A 16,756-nucleotide genomic window follows, 5' to 3' on the forward strand; every position below is an offset into this window, starting at 1 on the left:
ATTAGGCATGGGCCATGACGACATTCCCGACGCACTTGCTGGAAGGCTACAAGGCCTTCGCCACCCAGCGGCTGCCGACCGAGCAGAACCGCTACCGCGAGCTCTCGGTCAAAGGGCAGTCGCCTGAGACCATGGTGATCGGCTGCTGCGACTCCCGGGTCTCCCCCGAGGTGATCTTCGACGCCGGGCCGGGCGAGCTCTTCGTCGTCCGCAACATCGCCAATCTGGTGCCGACTTATCAGCCTGACGAAGGCGCGCACGGCGTCTCGGCAGCGCTGGAGTTTGCGGTGACAGTGCTGAAGGTGAAGCACATCGTGGTGCTCGGCCACGCCCAATGCGGCGGCATCCGCGCCTTCATCGACAAGATCGACCCGCTCACGCCCGGCGACTTCATCGGCCGCTGGATGCAGATGTTCATCAAGCCGGGCGAGGTGGTCGAGCAGCGCGAGCACGAGACCATGGCGCAGTTCGTCGAGCGCATCGAGAAGGCCGCCGTGTTCCGCAGCCTGGAAAACCTGATGACCTTCCCGTTCGTCCGCAAGGCCGTGGAGAGCGGCCGGATGCAGACCCACGGCGCCTATTTCGGCGTGGCCGAGGGGTCGCTGTTCGTGCTGGACAAGGCGACCAAGGAATTCAGGAACGCACGCGAGGGATAATCCTGCTCGCCCTGCGAAATGCGGGGCTATCGCATATGATTTGTGGCAGCGGCCTGCGCGCACGCCTCGTCCTTCGAGACGGCGCTTACGCGCCTCCTCAGGATGAGGCTATCAGCGTCAGTGCTCCTTGAAACTGTTGCCGCGCACTCCGCCCTCATCCTGAGGAGCCCGCCCAAGCGGGCGTCTCGAAGGATGGCCGCAGGGAAAAACTCTCAAATGCGATAGCCCTCCTTGCGCAATAGGGCATATCGGAAGTGCAAATCGTGCGTGACGAATGGCGGACAGGCGCCTGGTTCGCTAGAGTGTTCTCCATTCGCCACTCGCCATTTGCTCCATCATGCTGATCCTTGCCATCGATACTGCGCTCGAAGCCTGCGCGGCCGCCGTTCTCGACACCGACGCCGGCGAGCTCCTCGCACGGGAATCGCAGCTGATGAAGCGCGGCCATGCCGAGGCGCTGATGCCGATGATCGCGCGCGTGATGCAATCGGCCGGCCGCGCCTTCACCTCGCTCGACCGCATCGCCGTCACCGTCGGGCCCGGCAGCTTCACCGGCCTGCGCGTCGGCATCTCGGCGGCGCGGGGCCTTGCGCTTGCGGCGAAACGGCCGGCGGTCGGGCTGACGACGCTGTCGGCCTATGCCGCTGGGGTCGTCGCCAAGAGCGGAACGGTGCCGGTGATCTCTGCGATCGATGCGCGGCACGATCACGTCTATTTCCAGATCGTCGCCGGCGACGGCAGCCAGCTGGTGCGGCCGGCTGTCGCCTCCATCGACGCGGCGATCGCGGCCTCGCAACACGGTGCGCCGCATCTGGTCGGCAATGCCGCCGGGATCCTCGCAGGTCGCTGGCCGAAGGACGGACCGCAACCCGTTGCGATCGACGCGCAGCCCGCGCCCGACATCAGCTGGGTCGCCTGGCTCGGCGCGGCGGCCAATCCCGACACCAATCCAGCGCGGCCGTTCTATCTGAAAGCGCCCGACGCCAAGCCCGCGGCATCGACGCCGCTCGCAGCACAAGCCGCGAGCTCATGATGGGATGGCTGTCGGAGTGGTGGCGCGGTGGCACCGCCGCCGTCGAGCCCGCGACCATGCGCGATGCCGCGCGCCTCGCGCAGCTGCACGGCGCCTCCTTCGCGCAGGGCTGGGGCGAAGGCGAGTTCGAGAGCATGATGAGCGAGCGCAACACGCTGGTGCATCGCTTGCGGCTCGGCCGCAAGACGATCGGCTTTGCGGTGTCGCGGATCGGCGCGGACGAAGCGGAGATTCTCTCGATCGCGGTGGACGGGGCTTATCGCGGCCGGGGGCTCTCCCGCACGCTGCTGATGACCCATCTCGGCCACCTCGCCGGGCGCGGCGTACGCACCATATTTCTGGAAGTGGAGGAGAACAACCAGCCGGCGCGGCGGCTTTACGATCGAGCCGGATTCGTGGTGGTCGGGCGCCGCGATCGCTACTATAAGCAGCCCAACGGGGAACAATTGAACGCCCTTCTGATGCGGCGTGACTTGTCGTAACATCGGCGGCAGAAAGCGCCCGCCCAGGCAGACAACGCTATGACCACACTGAAACATTCTTCTGCGTCCAAGGCATCCGAGATCGAGGCGCGCTGCGCCGCAACGGGCATGCGCATGACCGAGCAGCGCCGCGTCATCGCCCGCGTGCTGGCGGAAGCGATCGATCATCCCGACGTCGAGGAACTCTACCGGCGCTGCGTTGCGGTCGACGACAAGATCTCGATCTCGACGGTCTATCGCACCGTGAAGCTGTTCGAGGACGCCGGCATCATCGAGCGCCACGATTTTCGTGAAGGCCGCGCGCGCTACGAGCAGATGCGCGACAGCCATCACGACCACCTCATCAACCTGCGCGACGGCAAGGTGATCGAGTTCACCTCGGAGGAGATCGAGAAGCTGCAGGCGGAGATCGCCCGCAAGCTCGGCTATCGCCTGGTCGACCACCGGCTCGAGCTCTATTGTGTCCCGCTCGACGACGACAAGCCGACGAATTGATGAACCTACCTTTCGGCGCGCTCTCTTCACCCCTCCCCGTTGGGGAGAGGTCGATTTGCGAAGCAAATCGGGTGGGGGGCCTCGGGTCCCACGAGAGAGCAGATCCCCTCACCCGGCGCTTCGCGCCGACCTCTCCCTTTGGGAGAGGTGGCACCGCCCGCTCTGAACCACGGTGCCAAAACCGAGCTGCACACTGAATGCCCATCGACCTCATCATCTTCGATTGCGACGGCGTGCTCGTGGACAGCGAGGTGATCTCATGCCGCGCGCATGCGGACGTGCTGACGCGCCACGGCTATCCGATCACGTCGGAGCAGGTGTTCGCGCGCTTCCTCGGCCGCTCGACAAAGCAGGCCAATCTCGAGATCGAGACCGAGCTCGGCCGCAAGCTGCCTGAGGCCTATCACGGCGATCTCCAGGACGAGCTGTTTCGCGCATTCGAAGCCGACCTCGAAGCGATCCGCGGTATCCATGATGTGCTGGATGTCGTCACGCAGGCCGTCTGTGTCGCCTCCAGCGGCTCACATCCGCGCATGCGCGTGAGCCTCGGGAGCACCGGGCTGTACGAGCGCCTCGCGCCAAACATCTTCTCGGCCTCGCAGGTGGCGAACGGCAAGCCGGCGCCGGACCTGTTCTTGTTCGCGGCGAGCCAAATGGGCGTGCCGCCCGAGCGCTGCGTCGTGATCGAGGACAGCCTCGCCGGCATCGCGGGCGCGCGGGCCGCCGGCATGAAAGTGTTCGGCTTTTACGGGGGCAGCCATTGCGGCAACGGCTATGCTGAAACGCTGCGCCAGGCGGGCGCCGACCTGATCTTTGCCGACATGCATCGGCTGCCGGAGCTGGTCCGGCGGGTCGCGGCGGAGGCCGTGGCGGGCTGATTTTCGCCCCGGACCGTCATTCCGGGGCACGCGCGACGCGCGTGAACCCGAAATCTCGCAGTAAAGGTCTGGATTCCGGGTTCGCGACTGCGTCGCGCCCCGGAATGACAGGCGGAAATGGCTCCATTCGCTGGATTTTCGGCCCTCCAGCCTATATCTGAGGGCCGTCCTCCACCTCCATTTCGGGTTCCATGACGCCGCCGCGCAAGCTGCACATCAAATCATATGGCTGCCAGATGAACGTCTACGATGCCCAGCGCATGGTGGACACGCTGGCCCCGGAAGGATTCGTGGAGACGGCGAGCGCGGAGGATGCCGACCTCGTCATCCTCAACACCTGCCATATTCGCGAGAAGGCCTCGGAGAAGGTCTATTCCGAGCTCGGCCGCCTTCGCGTCGCCAAGGACGAGGCCGCGCGTGCGGGCCGCGCGATGAAAATCGCGGTGGCGGGCTGCGTGGCGCAGGCCGAGGGCGAGGAGATCGTGCGCCGCGCGCCTGTCGTCGACGTCGTGGTGGGCCCGCAGAGCTATCATCATCTGCCGGGGCTGTTGAAGCGCGCCGAGGACGAAGGCCGCGCGATCGAGACCGAATTTCCCGCCGCCGACAAGTTCGGCTTCCTGGCCCAGCCGAAGCCGGACGCGATCCGCGCGCGCGGCATTTCCGCCTTCGTCACGGTGCAAGAAGGCTGCGACAAGTTCTGCACCTTCTGCGTCGTGCCCTATACGCGCGGCGCGGAGGTGTCGCGCCCCGTGGCGAAGATCGTCGAGGACGTGAAGCGGCTCGCTGACAACGGCGTGCGCGAGCTCACGCTGATCGGGCAGAACGTCAACGCCTATCACGGCGACGGCCCGGACGGAAAAACCTGGCCGCTCGGCCGGCTGCTCGAACATCTGGCGACGATTCCCGGCATCGCGCGGCTGCGCTATTCGACCAGCCACCCCCGCGACGTCGACGACAGCCTGATCGCGGCCCATCGCGACCTCGGTGCCCTGATGCCGTTCGTGCACCTGCCGGTGCAGTCGGGCTCGGACCGCATTTTGGCGGCCATGAACCGCAAACATACCGCCGATGATTACCGGCGGGTCATCGACCGTTTTCGTACCGCACGCCAAGACATTGCTTTTTCATCGGATTTCATCGTCGGCTTCCCCGGCGAAAGCGAGCAAGATTTTCTCGCCACCCTCGCGCTTGTCACGCAAATCGGCTACGCTGCGGCCTATTCGTTCAAATACTCCGCCCGGCCGGGAACGCCGGCCGCGGATATGCAGGAGACGGTGTCCCCCGCCGAGATGGACCAGCGATTGGAGCGGCTCCAGGAACTGATCGACAGCCAGCAATCGGCCTTCAACAAGGCCGCGATTGGCTCAACGGTCGACGTGCTGTTCGAGCGTCCGGCGCGCAAGGAGGGCCAGATCGTGGGCCGCACCGCCTACCTCCAGCCCGCCCACGTAATGGCCGCGCCCGACATCATCGGACAGATCCTGCCGGTCAGAATCGACAGCCTCGAGCGCTACAGTTTTCTCGGCGAGCTCGTGACGCCGCGCAAGATGCGCGAGCCCGCTTTATCGCAAGCCAGTGGAGCCTGAACCCTTGCCCAAAAGCGCATCGGATTCGTCTTCGTTCGCTCCCAGCCGCAAGTTCGACCGCGACATGCAAGTACCGCCCGAGACCCAGGTCGTCATCGACTTCGACGACAACCGCGCCGCTTCCGCGCTGGTCGGCCCCTACGGCCAGCACCTGGCGCAGATCGAGCGGCGGCTCGGCGTCATCGTCGATTCCAAGGGCAACCACATCACGATCGGCGGCACCCGCGACGGCTGCGACGCCGCGCGCCGCGTGCTGGAGATGCTCTACGCGCAGGCCGCGAAGGGCCACGATCTCGACCAGGGTGAGGTCGAGGGCGCGATCCGCGCCGTGATCGCGCAGGGCTCGTTGTTCGAGTTCGACGCCAAATCGGCCAAATCGACCTTCGACAGCATCAATCTGCGCAAGCGTCCGGTGCGGGCACGCACGGCGGCGCAGGATTCCTACATCCGCGCGCTGAAGCGGCACGAGCTGGTGTTCGGCATCGGCCCCGCCGGCACCGGCAAGACCTGGCTCGCCGTCGCGCATGCCGCGCAGCTGTTCGAGCGCAAGGAGGTCGACAAGATCATCCTGTCGCGCCCGGCGGTGGAAGCCGGCGAGCGGCTCGGCTTTCTCCCCGGCGATCTCCGCGAGAAGGTCGATCCTTATCTGCGGCCGATCTATGATGCGCTCTACGACCTCATGGATGCGCGCATCGTCGAGCGCGCGCTGCAGACCGGCGAGATCGAGATCGCGCCGCTCGCCTTCATGCGCGGCCGCACGCTGACCAATGCCGCCATCATCCTGGACGAGGCCCAGAACACCACCTCGATGCAGATGAAGATGTTCCTGACGCGTCTCGGCGAGAACAGCCGCATGATCGTGACGGGCGATCCCTCGCAGATCGACCTGCCGAACGGCCAGACCTCGGGCCTGGCCGAGGCGACCCGCCTCCTGAGCGGCGTCGAGGGCATCGCCCAGGTTCATTTCAAGGCGGAGGACGTGATCCGCCACGAGCTCGTGGCGCGGATCGTCGCCGCCTATGAAGGGCCGCCGCAGCGGCCGGCCACCGGTCAATCCTGACGAGGCAACACCGGACCCAAGAGGGCCCGAGCACGGCGCCCTTCGTCCGAGACAACACAATGTCCCATTCCAACCTTCCCATGACCGAGGTCCTCGTCGTCGCCGATTGCTGGCAGCGCGAGCCCGATTCCGAAGCCGTGATCCAGCGCGCACTGGCGGCGGCCGCCGAGAGCGTCGACGAGGACGTTGCCGACGCGGAAGTGGCCGTAATGCTGACCGATGATGCCGGCATCCGCACGCTCAACAGCAACTGGCGCGGCATCGACAAGCCGACCAACGTGCTGTCGTTCCCGGCGCTGCAGCCGGAGGGCGCCTGGAAGCCGGGCGATGCCCCGCGCATGCTCGGCGATATCGCGATCGCCTATGAGACCATGCGGCGCGAGGCGGACGAGGAGCACAAGCCGTTCGACCATCATCTGAGCCACCTCGCCGTGCACGGCTTCCTGCACCTGATCGGCTACGACCACGAGAACGACGACGACGCCGAGGAGATGGAAGCGCTCGAAACCGAGATCCTCGCTTATCTCGGCATCCCCGATCCCTATGCCGATCGCCCGGGGACGCACTGAGATGCCGGATTCCGAGCCTACCCACGACAATCCCCGCACCACGGCCAATTTGCCGGTTGTGGTGACGCCGGGCGAGGTGCTGCGCCCGAGTGCCGAAAGCTGGCTGCTGCGCGCCATCCGCACGCTGTTCGGCTGGAAGGCGGGGTCGGTGCGCGACGACCTCCAGGTCGTGCTCGACGCCTCGACGCCCGACGACACCGGCTTCTCCGCGGTCGAGCGCACCATGCTGCGCAACATCCTCAGCCTGCACGAGCGTCGCATCGCCGACGTCATGGTGCATCGCGCCGACATCGTCGCGGTCAAGCGCGACATCCCGCTCGGGGAATTGATGGACCGCTTCGAGAGCGCCGGCCATTCGCGCCTCGTCGTCTTCAACGAGACGCTCGACGATCCCGTCGGCATCGTCCACATCCGCGATTTGCTCGCCTTCATGACCGCGCGCGCCCGCGTGTCGGAAGCCACCAAGACCAAGCGCAAGAAGCCGCTGCCGGCCGGGCTCGATTTGCGCGCGGTCGATCTCGCGCTGCCGCTTCACGAGGCGCACATCATCCGCAAGCTGCTCTACGTACCGCCGTCGATGCGGGCGATCGACCTGCTCGCGCAGATGCAGGCCTCGCGCATCCATCTGGCGCTGGTGGTCGACGAATATGGCGGCAGCGACGGGCTGGTCTCGATCGAGGACATCGTCGAGCAGATCGTCGGCGAGATCGACGACGAGCACGACAGCGACGAGCCGCCCTCGATCGTGCGCCTGCCCGACAACGCCTTCATTGCCGACGCCCGCGCCAGCCTCGACGACGTCCGCTCGGTGATCGGCGAGGATTTCGTCACCGGCGAGGCAGGCGAGGAGGTGGAGACGCTGGGCGGCTATCTCGTCAGCTTCGTCGGGCGCCTGCCGGTGCGCGGCGAGGTGATCTCGGGCCCCGGCAATTACGAGGTCGAGGTGCTCGATGCCGATCCGCGCCGCGTCAAGCGGCTGCGCATCGCGACGCGGAAGGAACGCCCGGCGCCCCGCACCCAGCGCGAGAGCCGGCGGCGTGAAGCCACGCCGGAGAGCGGACAAACGCCGGCCAGCGACACGCCGACATCGCCGCCGCGCGACGGGGCCGCCTCGCAGTGAGCCCATCGCAGCGCCTCCGGCAAATTGCGCTCGCCATCATCCTCACCTGGGGATGGCAGCGCGCAGTCGTCGCCATGGCGGCCGGAGCCTTGTCGGTGCTGGCGCTGGCGCCGTTCAACCTCTTTCCGGTGCTGTTCGTCACCTTCCCGGTGCTGGTCTGGCTGATCGACGGCGCCGGGGGCGGCCGCTATGGCGGCGTGCCCGCCGCCGCCTTGACCGGCTACTGGTTCGGGCTCGGCTATTTCGTGCCCGGCCTTTACTGGATCGGCTACGCCTTCTTCGTCGAAGCCGACACATTCGCCTGGCTGACGCCGTTCGCGGTGCTGGGCCTGCCGGCCTATCTTTCGATCTTCACGGCGATCGGCTTTGCGCTGGCGCGCCTGCTCTGGAGCAAGAACGCCACGCGCGTGCTGGCGCTCGCAGCGAGCCTCACCATCAGCGAATGGCTGCGCGGCCATGCGCTGACCGGCTTCCCCTGGAACACGTTCGGCTATGCGCTGTCCGAGCCATTGCCGCTGGCGCAGACGGCCTCGCTGATCGGCCTGTGGGGCATGACGTTCCTGACGATTGCGATCTTCGCGAGCCCGGCGACGCTGATCGACCGCACGCCGGATCGGCGCCTGCAACGGCGGGTGCCGGCCGCGGCCGTCGCGCTCCTGCTTGTCATGAGCATCTTTGGCGCAATCCGCCTGTCGCTGCATCCGACCACGATCGTATCCGGCCCCAAGCTGCGCCTGATGCAGCCCAACCTGCAGCAGGACGAGAAATTCAACTATGCCGCCAAGCCGGAGGTGATGAAGAAGTACCTTGCGCTGTCGGACCGCGCCTCCGGCCCGCAATCGACCGGCGTGCGCGATGCCACCATCCTGATCTGGCCGGAATCCGCCTTTCCGTTCTTCCTGACCCGCGAAGCCGACGCGATGGCGCAAATCGCCGATCTGTTGCCGAAGGGCACGGTGCTGATCACGGGATCGGTCCGCGCGCCCGATGTGCCGCGGGGCACGCCGATCACGCGCGCCTACAACTCGATCTACGTGATCGATCACGACGGCAGCGTGCTCGCCGTCTACGACAAGCTGCATCTGGTACCGTTCGGAGAATTTCTTCCGTACCAGTCGTTGATGGAGAAGCTCGGTTTCGAGCAACTGACGCGTGTGCGCGGCGGCTTCATTCCAGGCACCGTGCGGCATGCGCTCCCCGTTGCCGGCGCGCCGCCCGCGTTGCCGCTGATCTGCTACGAGGCGATCTTTCCCGACGAAGTGGCTGTGCGCAACGAACGTCCGGGCTGGATCGTGAACCTGACCAATGACGGCTGGTTCGGCATCTCGACCGGTCCCTACCAGCACCTGGAGCAGTCGCGAATGCGCGCGATCGAGCTCGGATTGCCGCTGGTCCGCTCGGCCAATACCGGCATCTCCGCAGTGATCGATCCGGTCGGCCGCACCGTCGCGAGCCTAGGACTCGGCCTCGAAGGCATTTTGGACGCAAACCTGCCGGCCGCGATCCCACCGACCGTTTATGCACGGGTGGGTGATGTGCCCGCAATCATGCTCGTCGCGGTGGCCGTGCTGCTGGCGGTCCGCCGACGAATAGGCAAACGCCAGCCCTGATCGCACCGCCGCCGCAGCGGCCGGAATCCTTTGACAACCGTAGTCCCACGGTTGACAGACTGCACGCGGGCTCCCCATTCTGCACCGGCTGCGAAAGATGGCGGTGCATTGCTAAATTTCTCCGCAATGTTTCCCAATAACAGGGTTTGATTTTGACGGTGCTGCACCCGAGGCATGCTTGATCATTGCGCCGAAGGTGGTGTTTGGAGGGCTGAGGAAATGTCGAAAGCGCCCAACCCTGTTGACAAATATGTCGGCAGTCGCGTGCGCATGCGCCGCATCATGTTGGGCATGAGCCAGGAGAAGCTCGGTGAAGCTTTGGGCCTGACTTTCCAGCAGATTCAGAAGTACGAGAAGGGCACCAACCGGGTTGGCGCAAGCCGCATCCAGCAGATCGCGGAGATTCTGCAGGTGCCGGTGTCCTTCCTGTTCGAGGGCGGCCCGAGCGGCGTGCCGGGTCCGGATGGCTTCAGCGAAGGCGCCTCGCCCTCTTACGTCTCGGACTTTCTCGCCACCTCCGAAGGGCTCGCTTTGACCAAGGCGTTCACGCGAATCACTGATTCGAAGATGCGCCGCTCGATCGTCGATCTCGTCGAGCAGATTGCGGCCCGCGAAGGTCCGGACAAGCGTTAAAGCTCATGCCCCCCGCGATTTGAGACTGCATCAAATCTGGCCTATGTCGTCATTTACGACCGCGCTTTGATGCGCGTCCGCTTCGATGATGCGATTCAAAGGCACAGATGCGTCCATGACCGGCTCCAATTGGTTCGATTCACAAACTATTCTCGATGGCATCCGCCGCTGGGTGGAGATCGAGACGCCGACGGAAGCACCTGAACAGGTCAACAAGCTGGTCTCCGTGGTCGCGGAGCAATACGGCGACCTGCCCGTCACGCTCGAGCGCATCGCGGGCGTGGACGGCTGCGGCGATCATCTCGTGGCGCGCACGAATTGGGGGCAGGATCGACCGGGCATCCTGGTGCTGAGCCATCTCGATACCGTCCATCCCATCGGCTTCATCGAGCGCCTGCCGTTCAAGGTCGAAGGCGACGTCGCGTTCGGTCCGGGCATCTACGACATGAAGGGCGGCGCCTACATTGCCCACCACGCCTTCCGCGCGCTTTGCGCGACGGGCGATCGCTCGCCGCTCGGCATCACGCATCTGTTCACGTCCGACGAGGAGATCGGCAGCCCGACCTCGCGTGCGCTGATCGAGCAGGAAGGACGCAAGGCCAAATACGTGCTGGTGACCGAGCCGGCGCGCGACGGCGGCAAGATCGTCACCGGGCGCAAGGGCGTCGGACGCTTCCGGGTATTCATCAAGGGCGTGCCCGCGCATGCCGGCTCGCGGCCCGAAGACGGCCGCAGCGCCGTCCGCGAACTCGGCAACGTCATCCTGGCGCTGGAAGGAATGAACGATCTTGCGCGCGGCGTGACCGTCAATGTCGGCGTGGTGCGCGGCGGCACGCGCCCCAACGTCACGCCCGAGGAGGCCTATGCCGAAGTCGATCTGCGCGTCGTGAGCCTGAAGGACGCGGACGAGTTCGTCGGCAAGATTCTCTCTTTGACCTCGAAGACCGATGGCGTCACCGTCACGGTCACCGGCGAGCTCAACCGTCCGCCTTACGAGAAGAGCAATGCAGGCGCCGCGCTGTACGAGCATGCCAGGACGATCGCCGGCGAGATCGGCTTCGAGCTGATCGACACCCACACCGGCGGCGGCTCGGACGGCAATTTCACCGCCCCGCACACCGCAACCCTCGACGGGCTCGGCGTCGACGGCAAGGGCGCACACACCCATTATGAGCAGCTCTATGTCTCCTCGCTCGCACCGCGCGCGCGGCTGCTCCATCGGCTTTATCAGACGCTGCGATGAGCGAACGTAAATCAAGCCCCGACCGCGACGACAGCGAGCGCGCCTTCTTCGGGCGCCGCAAGGGTCACAAGCTGAGGCAACACCAGGCCGGCTTGATCGAGCAACTGCTGCCGCATCTTGCCCTCGATATCGACGGTCAGGCGCCGGCGGACGCGCGCGACATCTTCGATCCCGCAGCCGACGACGTCAGGCTCGAGATCGGCTTCGGCGGCGGCGAGCATCTCGCGGCCGAGGCGCAGAACTTCCCCGCCACCGGCTTCATCGGCTGCGAGCCCTATGTCAACGGCATGGCCAAGATCCTCGCGCAGATCGAGGCGGCCAACATCGGCAACATCCGCCTGTTCGCGGGCGATGCCGCCGAGCTCTTGGCCTGGCTTCCCAAGGAGTCGCTGTCGCGCATCGACCTGATCCATCCCGATCCCTGGCCGAAGCGACGACACTGGAAGCGGCGCTTCGTCCAGGACCGCACCATTGCGGTGATGGCGCGCGTGCTCAAGCCGAACGGCGAATTCCGCTTCGTCTGCGACATCGACGATTACTGCGCCTGGACACTGTCGCATCTTGCGCGCTCGCAGGACTTCGTCTGGCTTGCCGAACGCGCCGACGATTTCCGTCTTCCATGGCCGGGCTACACGATGACGCGCTACGGCCGAAAGGCCGCGCGCGAGGGACGCAAGGCGGCCTATCTGCGGTTCAGGCGGGTGGGTTAGCCGTCATTGCGAGGAGCCCGCGACAAATTGCAAGGCAATTTGCGCTGGCGACGAAGCAATCCAGAGCGTTTTCGCGGAACGAGTTCTGGATTGCTTCGGTTCGCTCGCAATGACGGAGTGGGACGCTAGATCGTCTGCCGGTTGCGCCAGAAATTCACGACGCGTTCGGCGGTCGTCGGCATCAGGCGCGTGAAATTCACGCGGGCGGCCTCGATGTCGGCATCGGCCGGCGTGCGGTTCGAACCGTACCAGAGCAGGATCAGCGCGCGCACCGTGGGCCAGCCGAGGTTCAGCACGCGGCCCAGGATCAGCAGCGGATCGTAGCGGTCGCCCGCGATCAGGCGGTCGAGGACCTGGAGGCGAACGCCCGACATCGCCGATAGCGCGGCGACCGATTCCTCGTATTTGTTCGCCTTGGCGAAACCGAGCAGCGCGCTCTCGCCGAGATGGCCTCCGCGGTGCAAGGTCAGCACGGTGTGCTGTGCCGCGGAGAAATCGCGGCGCGGGCCCGGCGGCAGCGCCGCCTCCTCGATCGCCGCCATCGCGCGCTTGATCTCGGCCTGGCGCGCGGGATTGACCACGGTGGAGAGGCGACGGCGGATGACGTCGAGCGTCCCGTCGAGCAGATGCTTCAGGTGCTCCCCGGAAAGGTCGTTGCGCTGGCCGATCCTCAGCGTCAGCACCCCGTCCTGCGCCGCGCGCTTGATCAGCTCGGAATAGCTCCCGGGCGAGAACACTGCACCGGCATTGGCTGCGGCACGGCGCACCACGTCGCGATCGCCGCGCTCAACCAGCACGTCGGTGACGACGGGCGACAAAGCGGGACGCTCGGTCATCGCCAGCAGATGACCCTGGCCCTTCAAGCGCGCGATCTCGACCAGAGCCGCGTCGTCGAGCACGGGTGAGCGGCGCAGCACGGGGCCGGCGACCGCGATCTCGTTTTCGCGCGCGAGCTGATTGACGAGGTGCGGCGGCGCGTTGTTCAGGCGCGAGAAGCGCTCGGACAGATCGACGCGCGATGCCAGTTCGGCATGGGGCACGAGATCGATCAGGAGATTGTCGAACAGATCGATCAACTCGGGGCGGAGCTTGTCCGCATCCCGGAAGAACAATTGGGAGATGGCACGCGCGATCTCGCCGCGGCGGCGCGGATCGCCGCGCTTGACGATATCGTCCAGTCCAGGAATGAGCGACGTGGCAACGGTCATGAAAACGCTACTCGAACGGGGCACGCCGCGGGTGCGCCCTTGGTCCAAGCCGCCCCACAATCGGGGAATCTAGGCCTGCTTGATGAAGGAAGCGTTGCGCAGGGTCCGACGGGCGCAAAAAGGCCCCGTTCCCGCTGCAATGGGCCTTGTCCGGGGGTTAAGAAAGCGCTATATCAGCGCCAATTCATCTTCTCATACGATCCGCGTAGTGAGAGTGGGCCCGCAAGGACCCGCTCTTTTTTATTACCTGAACGCGGCTCGGCGGGAGATGCGCCCGACGCGTCGTCGGGAAAGTTCCGAAGCGGGCTTTGAAATCGTAACCAAGCCTTAACCATCGAGCGCTCTGACCCTGGACATGACCGAACCGAACCCTGGTTCCACGGATGCCGAATTGCTGGCCGAGCCGCGGCTCGTGGTCGAGCCCGGGGTCGCGGCACGGGTGTCCGCGGTGGCAGCTCCCGTGCTCCAGGGCATGGGCTACCGCCTGGTCCGGATCCGCATTTCCGGCGAGGCCGGCTGCACCGTGCAGATCATGGCCGAGCGGCCGGACGGCTCGATGCAGATCGAGGATTGCGAGGCGATCTCGCGGGCCCTGTCGCCCGTGCTCGACGTCGCCGATCCCATCGACCGCGCCTATCGCCTCGAGATCTCCTCGCCGGGAATCGACCGCCCGCTGGTGCGCCGCTCCGATTTCGAGCGCTATTCCGGGCACCTGGTGAAGATCGAGATGGCGGTCGCGCATGAGGGGCGCAAGCGCTTCCGCGGCACGCTCGGCGCCGTCGAGGGCGACCGCGTGCATCTGCATCGCGACGATGCCAAGGCCGGCGACGATGCCGACGTTCTCCTGACCATGGAGGATATCGGCGATGCCCGGCTGGTGCTGACCGACGAGCTGATCGCCGAATCCATGCGCCGCGGCAAGGCCGAGGCGCGCGAGATGCGGCGCAATCTCGGTCTCGAGCCGCCGCAGGCGCCGCACGCCAGAATCAGCGAGAAGATCACCAAGAACACCAAGCCGAAGAAGAAGCCGGCCCCGACCAACACGAAGAAACATCGCCTTGCCGCCGAACGCGCGCGGCGCGGCGAGATCGAGCCTGACCAAGGAGACTAGCCATGGCAGTCAGCGCCAACCGACTCGAATTGCTTCAGATCGCCGACGCCGTCGCACGCGAGAAGTCGATCGACCGCGGCATCGTCATCGCGGCGATGGAGGACGCCATCGCCAAGGCGGCGCGCGCCCGTTACGGCAGCGAGACTGACGTTCATGCCGAGATCGACCCGAAGAAGGGCGAGCTGCGGCTGTCGCGCCACATGCTGGTGGTCGACAAGGTCGAGAATCATTCCAACCAGATCTCGCTGGTGGACGCGCAGCGCGCCAATCCCGGCGCCCAGGTCGGCGACACCATCGCCGACACCCTGCCGCCGCTGGAATATGGCCGCATCGCCGCGCAATCGGCCAAGCAGGTCATCGTGCAGAAGGTGCGCGAGGCCGAGCGCGACCGGCAGTACCAGGAATTCAAGGACCGCATCGGCGACATCGTCAACGGCGTCGTCAAGCGCGTCGAATATGGCAGCGTGATCGTCGATCTCGGCCGCGGCGAAGCCATCATCCGCCGCGACGAGATGCTGCCGCGCGAAGTATTCCGCAATGGCGACCGCGTTCGTGCCTACATCTTCGACGTCCGCCGCGAGACGAGAGGCCCGCAGATCTTCCTCTCCCGCACCCATCCCCAGTTCATGGCGAAGCTGTTCGCGCAGGAAGTGCCGGAGATCTATGACGGCATCGTCGAGATCAAGGCGGTGGCCCGCGATCCGGGCTCGCGTGCGAAAATCGGCGTGATTTCCCGCGATTCCTCGGTCGATCCGGTCGGCGCCTGCGTCGGCATGCGCGGCTCGCGCGTGCAGGCGGTGGTCAACGAGCTGCAGGGCGAGAAGATCGACATCATTCCATGGTCGCCCGACATCGCGACCTTCGTGGTCAACGCGCTGGCGCCGGCGGAAGTCTCCAAGGTCGTGATCGACGAGGACCGCGAGCGCATCGAGGTCGTGGTGCCCGACACCAACAACCAGCTCTCGCTCGCGATCGGCCGCCGCGGCCAGAACGTGCGCCTGGCCTCGCAGCTCACCGGCTGGGATATCGACATCCTGACCGAGCAGGAGGAATCGGAGCGCCGCCAGGCCGACTTCGAGAACTCGACCCGCGTCTTCATGGAATCGCTCAACGTCGACGAAGTGGTCGGCCAGCTGCTGGCGTCCGAGGGCTTCACCTCGGTCGAGGAGCTCGCGATGGTGGACGTCAAGGAGCTCGCCGGCATCGAGGGCTTCGACGAGGAGACCGCGCAGGAGCTGCAGAATCGCGCCCGCGAATATCTGGAGCAGCAGGAAGCCGAGCTCGAGGCGAGGCGCAAGGAGCTCGGCGTCGAGGACGCGCTCAAGGACGTGCCCGGCGTGACCTCGAAGATGCTGGTGAAGTTCGGCGAGAACGACATCAAGAGCGTCGAGGACCTCGCCGGCTGCGCCACCGACGATCTGGTCGGCTGGACCGAGCGCAAGGAAGGCAGCGAGCCGACCAAGCACGCCGGTGCGCTCGACGGCATCGACATCTCCCGTGACGACGCCGAAGCGATGATCATGCAGGCCCGCGTCAAGGCCGGCTGGATCACCGAAGCCGATCTCGCCAAGCCCACCGAGGAGGCCGAGGCGACCGAAGATCAGCCGGCTTAAGGGCAAAGGAGAATGTCGCCCGGATGCTTGCAGATTCCGACCTCGAACTTGACCATGGGCCGCGGACCGAAAGGTCCGCGACCATGCGCATGTGCGCGGTCAGCCGCGAGGTCCGGCCGATTGACGAGCTGATCCGCTTCGTCGCATCGCCTGACGGACAAATAGTTCCCGATATCAAGCGCAAGCTGCCCGGACGCGGGATGTGGCTCACCGCCTCCCGCAAGACGGTTGCGGAAGCGGTGCGGCGTCACCAATTTAGCAAGGCCTTCAAGCGCGAGCTGCGCATCCCTCAGACGCTTCCCACCGACATCGAGGCGCTCCTGGTCCGGAGCGTGACCGAAGCCCTTGGGATCGCCGCCAAGGCGGGCCAGGTCGTGGCCGGTTTCGGCAAGGTCGAAAGCGCCCTTCGGGAAGGCACGGTCGAGGTCCTGATCCATGCCAGCGACGGGGCCGCGGACGGAATCCGCAAATTGGACATGCTGGCGCGTCAGAATGCCGGGAATCGCGGTGCTAAGGCGCAGATTCCCGTCGTCACCGCTCTGAAATCGGTAGAATTGGATTTGGCACTGACCCGGTCAAATGTGATACATGCTGCCCTGCTCGCGGGCCCGGCGAGCAAGTCATTCCTGTCACGTAGCCAGATCCTGGTCCGATACCGGATGGCGGACGACGACAAGACTGCCGAAAAACCCGGCCAGGATTTCTGAGAGACAACGACGACCCGATTGGATGGTGCGGCAACGCACAAC

At 65.9% G+C, this 16,756-nt stretch carries 17 protein-coding genes; 16 read left to right on the forward strand and 1 reads right to left on the reverse strand.

Going from position 1 to position 16,756, the window contains the following annotated elements; genetic code table 11:
• Window positions 1-14 precede the first annotated feature (14 nt).
• The 13 genes from ABIA40_RS29810 (at window position 15) to trmB (ending at window position 12,075) form a co-directional block, all read left to right on the forward strand.
• Window positions 15-656, forward strand: coding sequence for a carbonic anhydrase (locus tag ABIA40_RS29810; protein ID WP_404544786.1), 642 nt, complete (start codon window positions 15-17; stop codon window positions 654-656).
• A gap of 337 nt (window positions 657-993) precedes the next feature.
• A complete protein-coding gene (gene tsaB / locus ABIA40_RS29815; RefSeq protein WP_404544788.1) occupies window positions 994-1,689 on the forward strand; it encodes a tRNA (adenosine(37)-N6)-threonylcarbamoyltransferase complex dimerization subunit type 1 TsaB in 696 nt (231 codons plus the stop codon).
• Window positions 1,686-2,171, forward strand: coding sequence for a ribosomal protein S18-alanine N-acetyltransferase (gene rimI / locus ABIA40_RS29820; RefSeq protein WP_404544790.1), 486 nt, complete (start codon window positions 1,686-1,688; stop codon window positions 2,169-2,171). Before tsaB ends, rimI begins: the two co-directional genes overlap by 4 nt.
• Window positions 2,172-2,210: 39 nt before the next feature.
• Window positions 2,211-2,666: a Fur family transcriptional regulator gene (locus ABIA40_RS29825; protein WP_109141846.1), complete on the forward strand. Its 456-nt coding sequence runs from the start codon at window positions 2,211-2,213 to the stop codon at window positions 2,664-2,666.
• A gap of 197 nt (window positions 2,667-2,863) precedes the next feature.
• Window positions 2,864-3,544 carry an HAD family hydrolase gene (locus tag ABIA40_RS29830; protein ID WP_404544793.1) on the forward strand — a complete coding sequence of 227 codons (681 nt, stop codon included), beginning with the start codon at window positions 2,864-2,866 and terminating at the stop codon, window positions 3,542-3,544.
• 191 nt (window positions 3,545-3,735) lie between these two features.
• The gene (miaB, locus tag ABIA40_RS29835; RefSeq protein WP_271543515.1) at window positions 3,736-5,130 is read left to right on the forward strand and encodes a tRNA (N6-isopentenyl adenosine(37)-C2)-methylthiotransferase MiaB; all 1,395 of its coding nucleotides are present in this window, start codon (window positions 3,736-3,738) and stop codon (window positions 5,128-5,130) included.
• 64 nt (window positions 5,131-5,194) lie between these two features.
• Complete coding sequence (locus tag ABIA40_RS29840; RefSeq protein WP_036008958.1) at window positions 5,195-6,190, forward strand: PhoH family protein; 996 nt, start codon at window positions 5,195-5,197, stop codon at window positions 6,188-6,190.
• A gap of 59 nt (window positions 6,191-6,249) precedes the next feature.
• Window positions 6,250-6,759: an rRNA maturation RNase YbeY gene (gene ybeY, locus ABIA40_RS29845; RefSeq protein ID WP_271543512.1), complete on the forward strand. Its 510-nt coding sequence runs from the start codon at window positions 6,250-6,252 to the stop codon at window positions 6,757-6,759.
• A gap of 1 nt (window position 6,760) precedes the next feature.
• On the forward strand, window positions 6,761-7,879 hold the full coding sequence (locus tag ABIA40_RS29850) for a hemolysin family protein (RefSeq protein ID WP_404544797.1): 1,119 nt from the start codon (window positions 6,761-6,763) through the stop codon (window positions 7,877-7,879).
• Window positions 7,876-9,489, forward strand: a complete 1,614-nt coding sequence (gene lnt / locus ABIA40_RS29855; protein ID WP_404544798.1) for an apolipoprotein N-acyltransferase — start codon at window positions 7,876-7,878, stop codon at window positions 9,487-9,489. Before ABIA40_RS29850 ends, lnt begins: the two co-directional genes overlap by 4 nt.
• A gap of 219 nt (window positions 9,490-9,708) precedes the next feature.
• Entirely contained in the window at window positions 9,709-10,122 is a 414-nt protein-coding gene (locus tag ABIA40_RS29860; RefSeq protein WP_018319423.1) for a helix-turn-helix domain-containing protein, read from the forward strand.
• 85 nt (window positions 10,123-10,207) lie between these two features.
• Window positions 10,208-11,365 carry a M20 family metallopeptidase gene (locus tag ABIA40_RS29865; protein ID WP_404544801.1) on the forward strand — a complete coding sequence of 386 codons (1,158 nt, stop codon included), beginning with the start codon at window positions 10,208-10,210 and terminating at the stop codon, window positions 11,363-11,365.
• Window positions 11,362-12,075, forward strand: coding sequence for a tRNA (guanosine(46)-N7)-methyltransferase TrmB (gene trmB / locus ABIA40_RS29870; protein ID WP_275500524.1), 714 nt, complete (start codon window positions 11,362-11,364; stop codon window positions 12,073-12,075). The genes ABIA40_RS29865 and trmB overlap by 4 nt, the downstream gene beginning before the upstream one ends.
• Before the next feature lie 125 nt (window positions 12,076-12,200).
• On the opposite strand, the gene ABIA40_RS29875 is transcribed toward trmB, so the two are convergent.
• Window positions 12,201-13,283: a DUF2336 domain-containing protein gene (locus ABIA40_RS29875; RefSeq protein ID WP_404544802.1), complete on the reverse strand. Its 1,083-nt coding sequence runs from the start codon at window positions 13,281-13,283 to the stop codon at window positions 12,201-12,203.
• Between the two features lie 355 nt (window positions 13,284-13,638).
• On the opposite strand from ABIA40_RS29875, the gene rimP reads away from it, so the two are divergent.
• Genes rimP through ABIA40_RS29890 form a run of 3 tightly spaced genes read left to right on the forward strand, consistent with a single transcriptional unit; the run spans window position 13,639 to window position 16,714 of the window.
• Window positions 13,639-14,394: a ribosome maturation factor RimP gene (rimP, locus tag ABIA40_RS29880; protein ID WP_157285960.1), complete on the forward strand. Its 756-nt coding sequence runs from the start codon at window positions 13,639-13,641 to the stop codon at window positions 14,392-14,394.
• A gap of 2 nt (window positions 14,395-14,396) precedes the next feature.
• Window positions 14,397-16,007 (forward strand): transcription termination factor NusA, encoded by a 1,611-nt coding sequence (nusA, locus tag ABIA40_RS29885; RefSeq protein WP_036024506.1) that lies wholly within the window; start codon window positions 14,397-14,399, stop codon window positions 16,005-16,007.
• Window positions 16,008-16,030: 23 nt separating this feature from the next.
• Window positions 16,031-16,714 carry an RNA-binding protein gene (locus ABIA40_RS29890; RefSeq protein ID WP_404544806.1) on the forward strand — a complete coding sequence of 228 codons (684 nt, stop codon included), beginning with the start codon at window positions 16,031-16,033 and terminating at the stop codon, window positions 16,712-16,714.
• Window positions 16,715-16,756: the final 42 nt, after the last annotated feature.

The sequence above is a fragment of the Bradyrhizobium sp. USDA 223 genome (genome assembly GCF_044909005.1).
Taxonomy (GTDB): domain Bacteria; phylum Pseudomonadota; class Alphaproteobacteria; order Rhizobiales; family Xanthobacteraceae; genus Bradyrhizobium; species Bradyrhizobium yuanmingense.

Bases quoted from the DNA above. Each gene is read 5' to 3' on its own strand.
- ABIA40_RS29810 (WP_404544786.1), top strand. From the start codon at position 15: ATGACGACATTCCCGACGCACTTGCTGGAAGGCTACAAGGCCTTCGCC.
- tsaB (WP_404544788.1), top strand. From the start codon at position 994: ATGCTGATCCTTGCCATCGATACTGCGCTCGAAGCCTGCGCGGCCGCC.
- rimI (WP_404544790.1), top strand. From the start codon at position 1,686: ATGATGGGATGGCTGTCGGAGTGGTGGCGCGGTGGCACCGCCGCCGTC.
- ABIA40_RS29825 (WP_109141846.1), top strand. From the start codon at position 2,211: ATGACCACACTGAAACATTCTTCTGCGTCCAAGGCATCCGAGATCGAG.
- ABIA40_RS29830 (WP_404544793.1), top strand. From the start codon at position 2,864: ATGCCCATCGACCTCATCATCTTCGATTGCGACGGCGTGCTCGTGGAC.
- miaB (WP_271543515.1), top strand. From the start codon at position 3,736: ATGACGCCGCCGCGCAAGCTGCACATCAAATCATATGGCTGCCAGATG.
- ABIA40_RS29840 (WP_036008958.1), top strand. From the start codon at position 5,195: ATGCAAGTACCGCCCGAGACCCAGGTCGTCATCGACTTCGACGACAAC.
- ybeY (WP_271543512.1), top strand. From the start codon at position 6,250: ATGTCCCATTCCAACCTTCCCATGACCGAGGTCCTCGTCGTCGCCGAT.
- ABIA40_RS29850 (WP_404544797.1), top strand. From the start codon at position 6,761: ATGCCGGATTCCGAGCCTACCCACGACAATCCCCGCACCACGGCCAAT.
- ABIA40_RS29860 (WP_018319423.1), top strand. From the start codon at position 9,709: ATGTCGAAAGCGCCCAACCCTGTTGACAAATATGTCGGCAGTCGCGTG.
- ABIA40_RS29865 (WP_404544801.1), top strand. From the start codon at position 10,208: ATGATGCGATTCAAAGGCACAGATGCGTCCATGACCGGCTCCAATTGG.
- trmB (WP_275500524.1), top strand. From the start codon at position 11,362: ATGAGCGAACGTAAATCAAGCCCCGACCGCGACGACAGCGAGCGCGCC.
- ABIA40_RS29875 (WP_404544802.1), bottom strand. From the start codon at position 13,283: ATGACCGTTGCCACGTCGCTCATTCCTGGACTGGACGATATCGTCAAG.
- rimP (WP_157285960.1), top strand. From the start codon at position 13,639: ATGACCGAACCGAACCCTGGTTCCACGGATGCCGAATTGCTGGCCGAG.
- nusA (WP_036024506.1), top strand. From the start codon at position 14,397: ATGGCAGTCAGCGCCAACCGACTCGAATTGCTTCAGATCGCCGACGCC.
- ABIA40_RS29890 (WP_404544806.1), top strand. From the start codon at position 16,031: ATGCTTGCAGATTCCGACCTCGAACTTGACCATGGGCCGCGGACCGAA.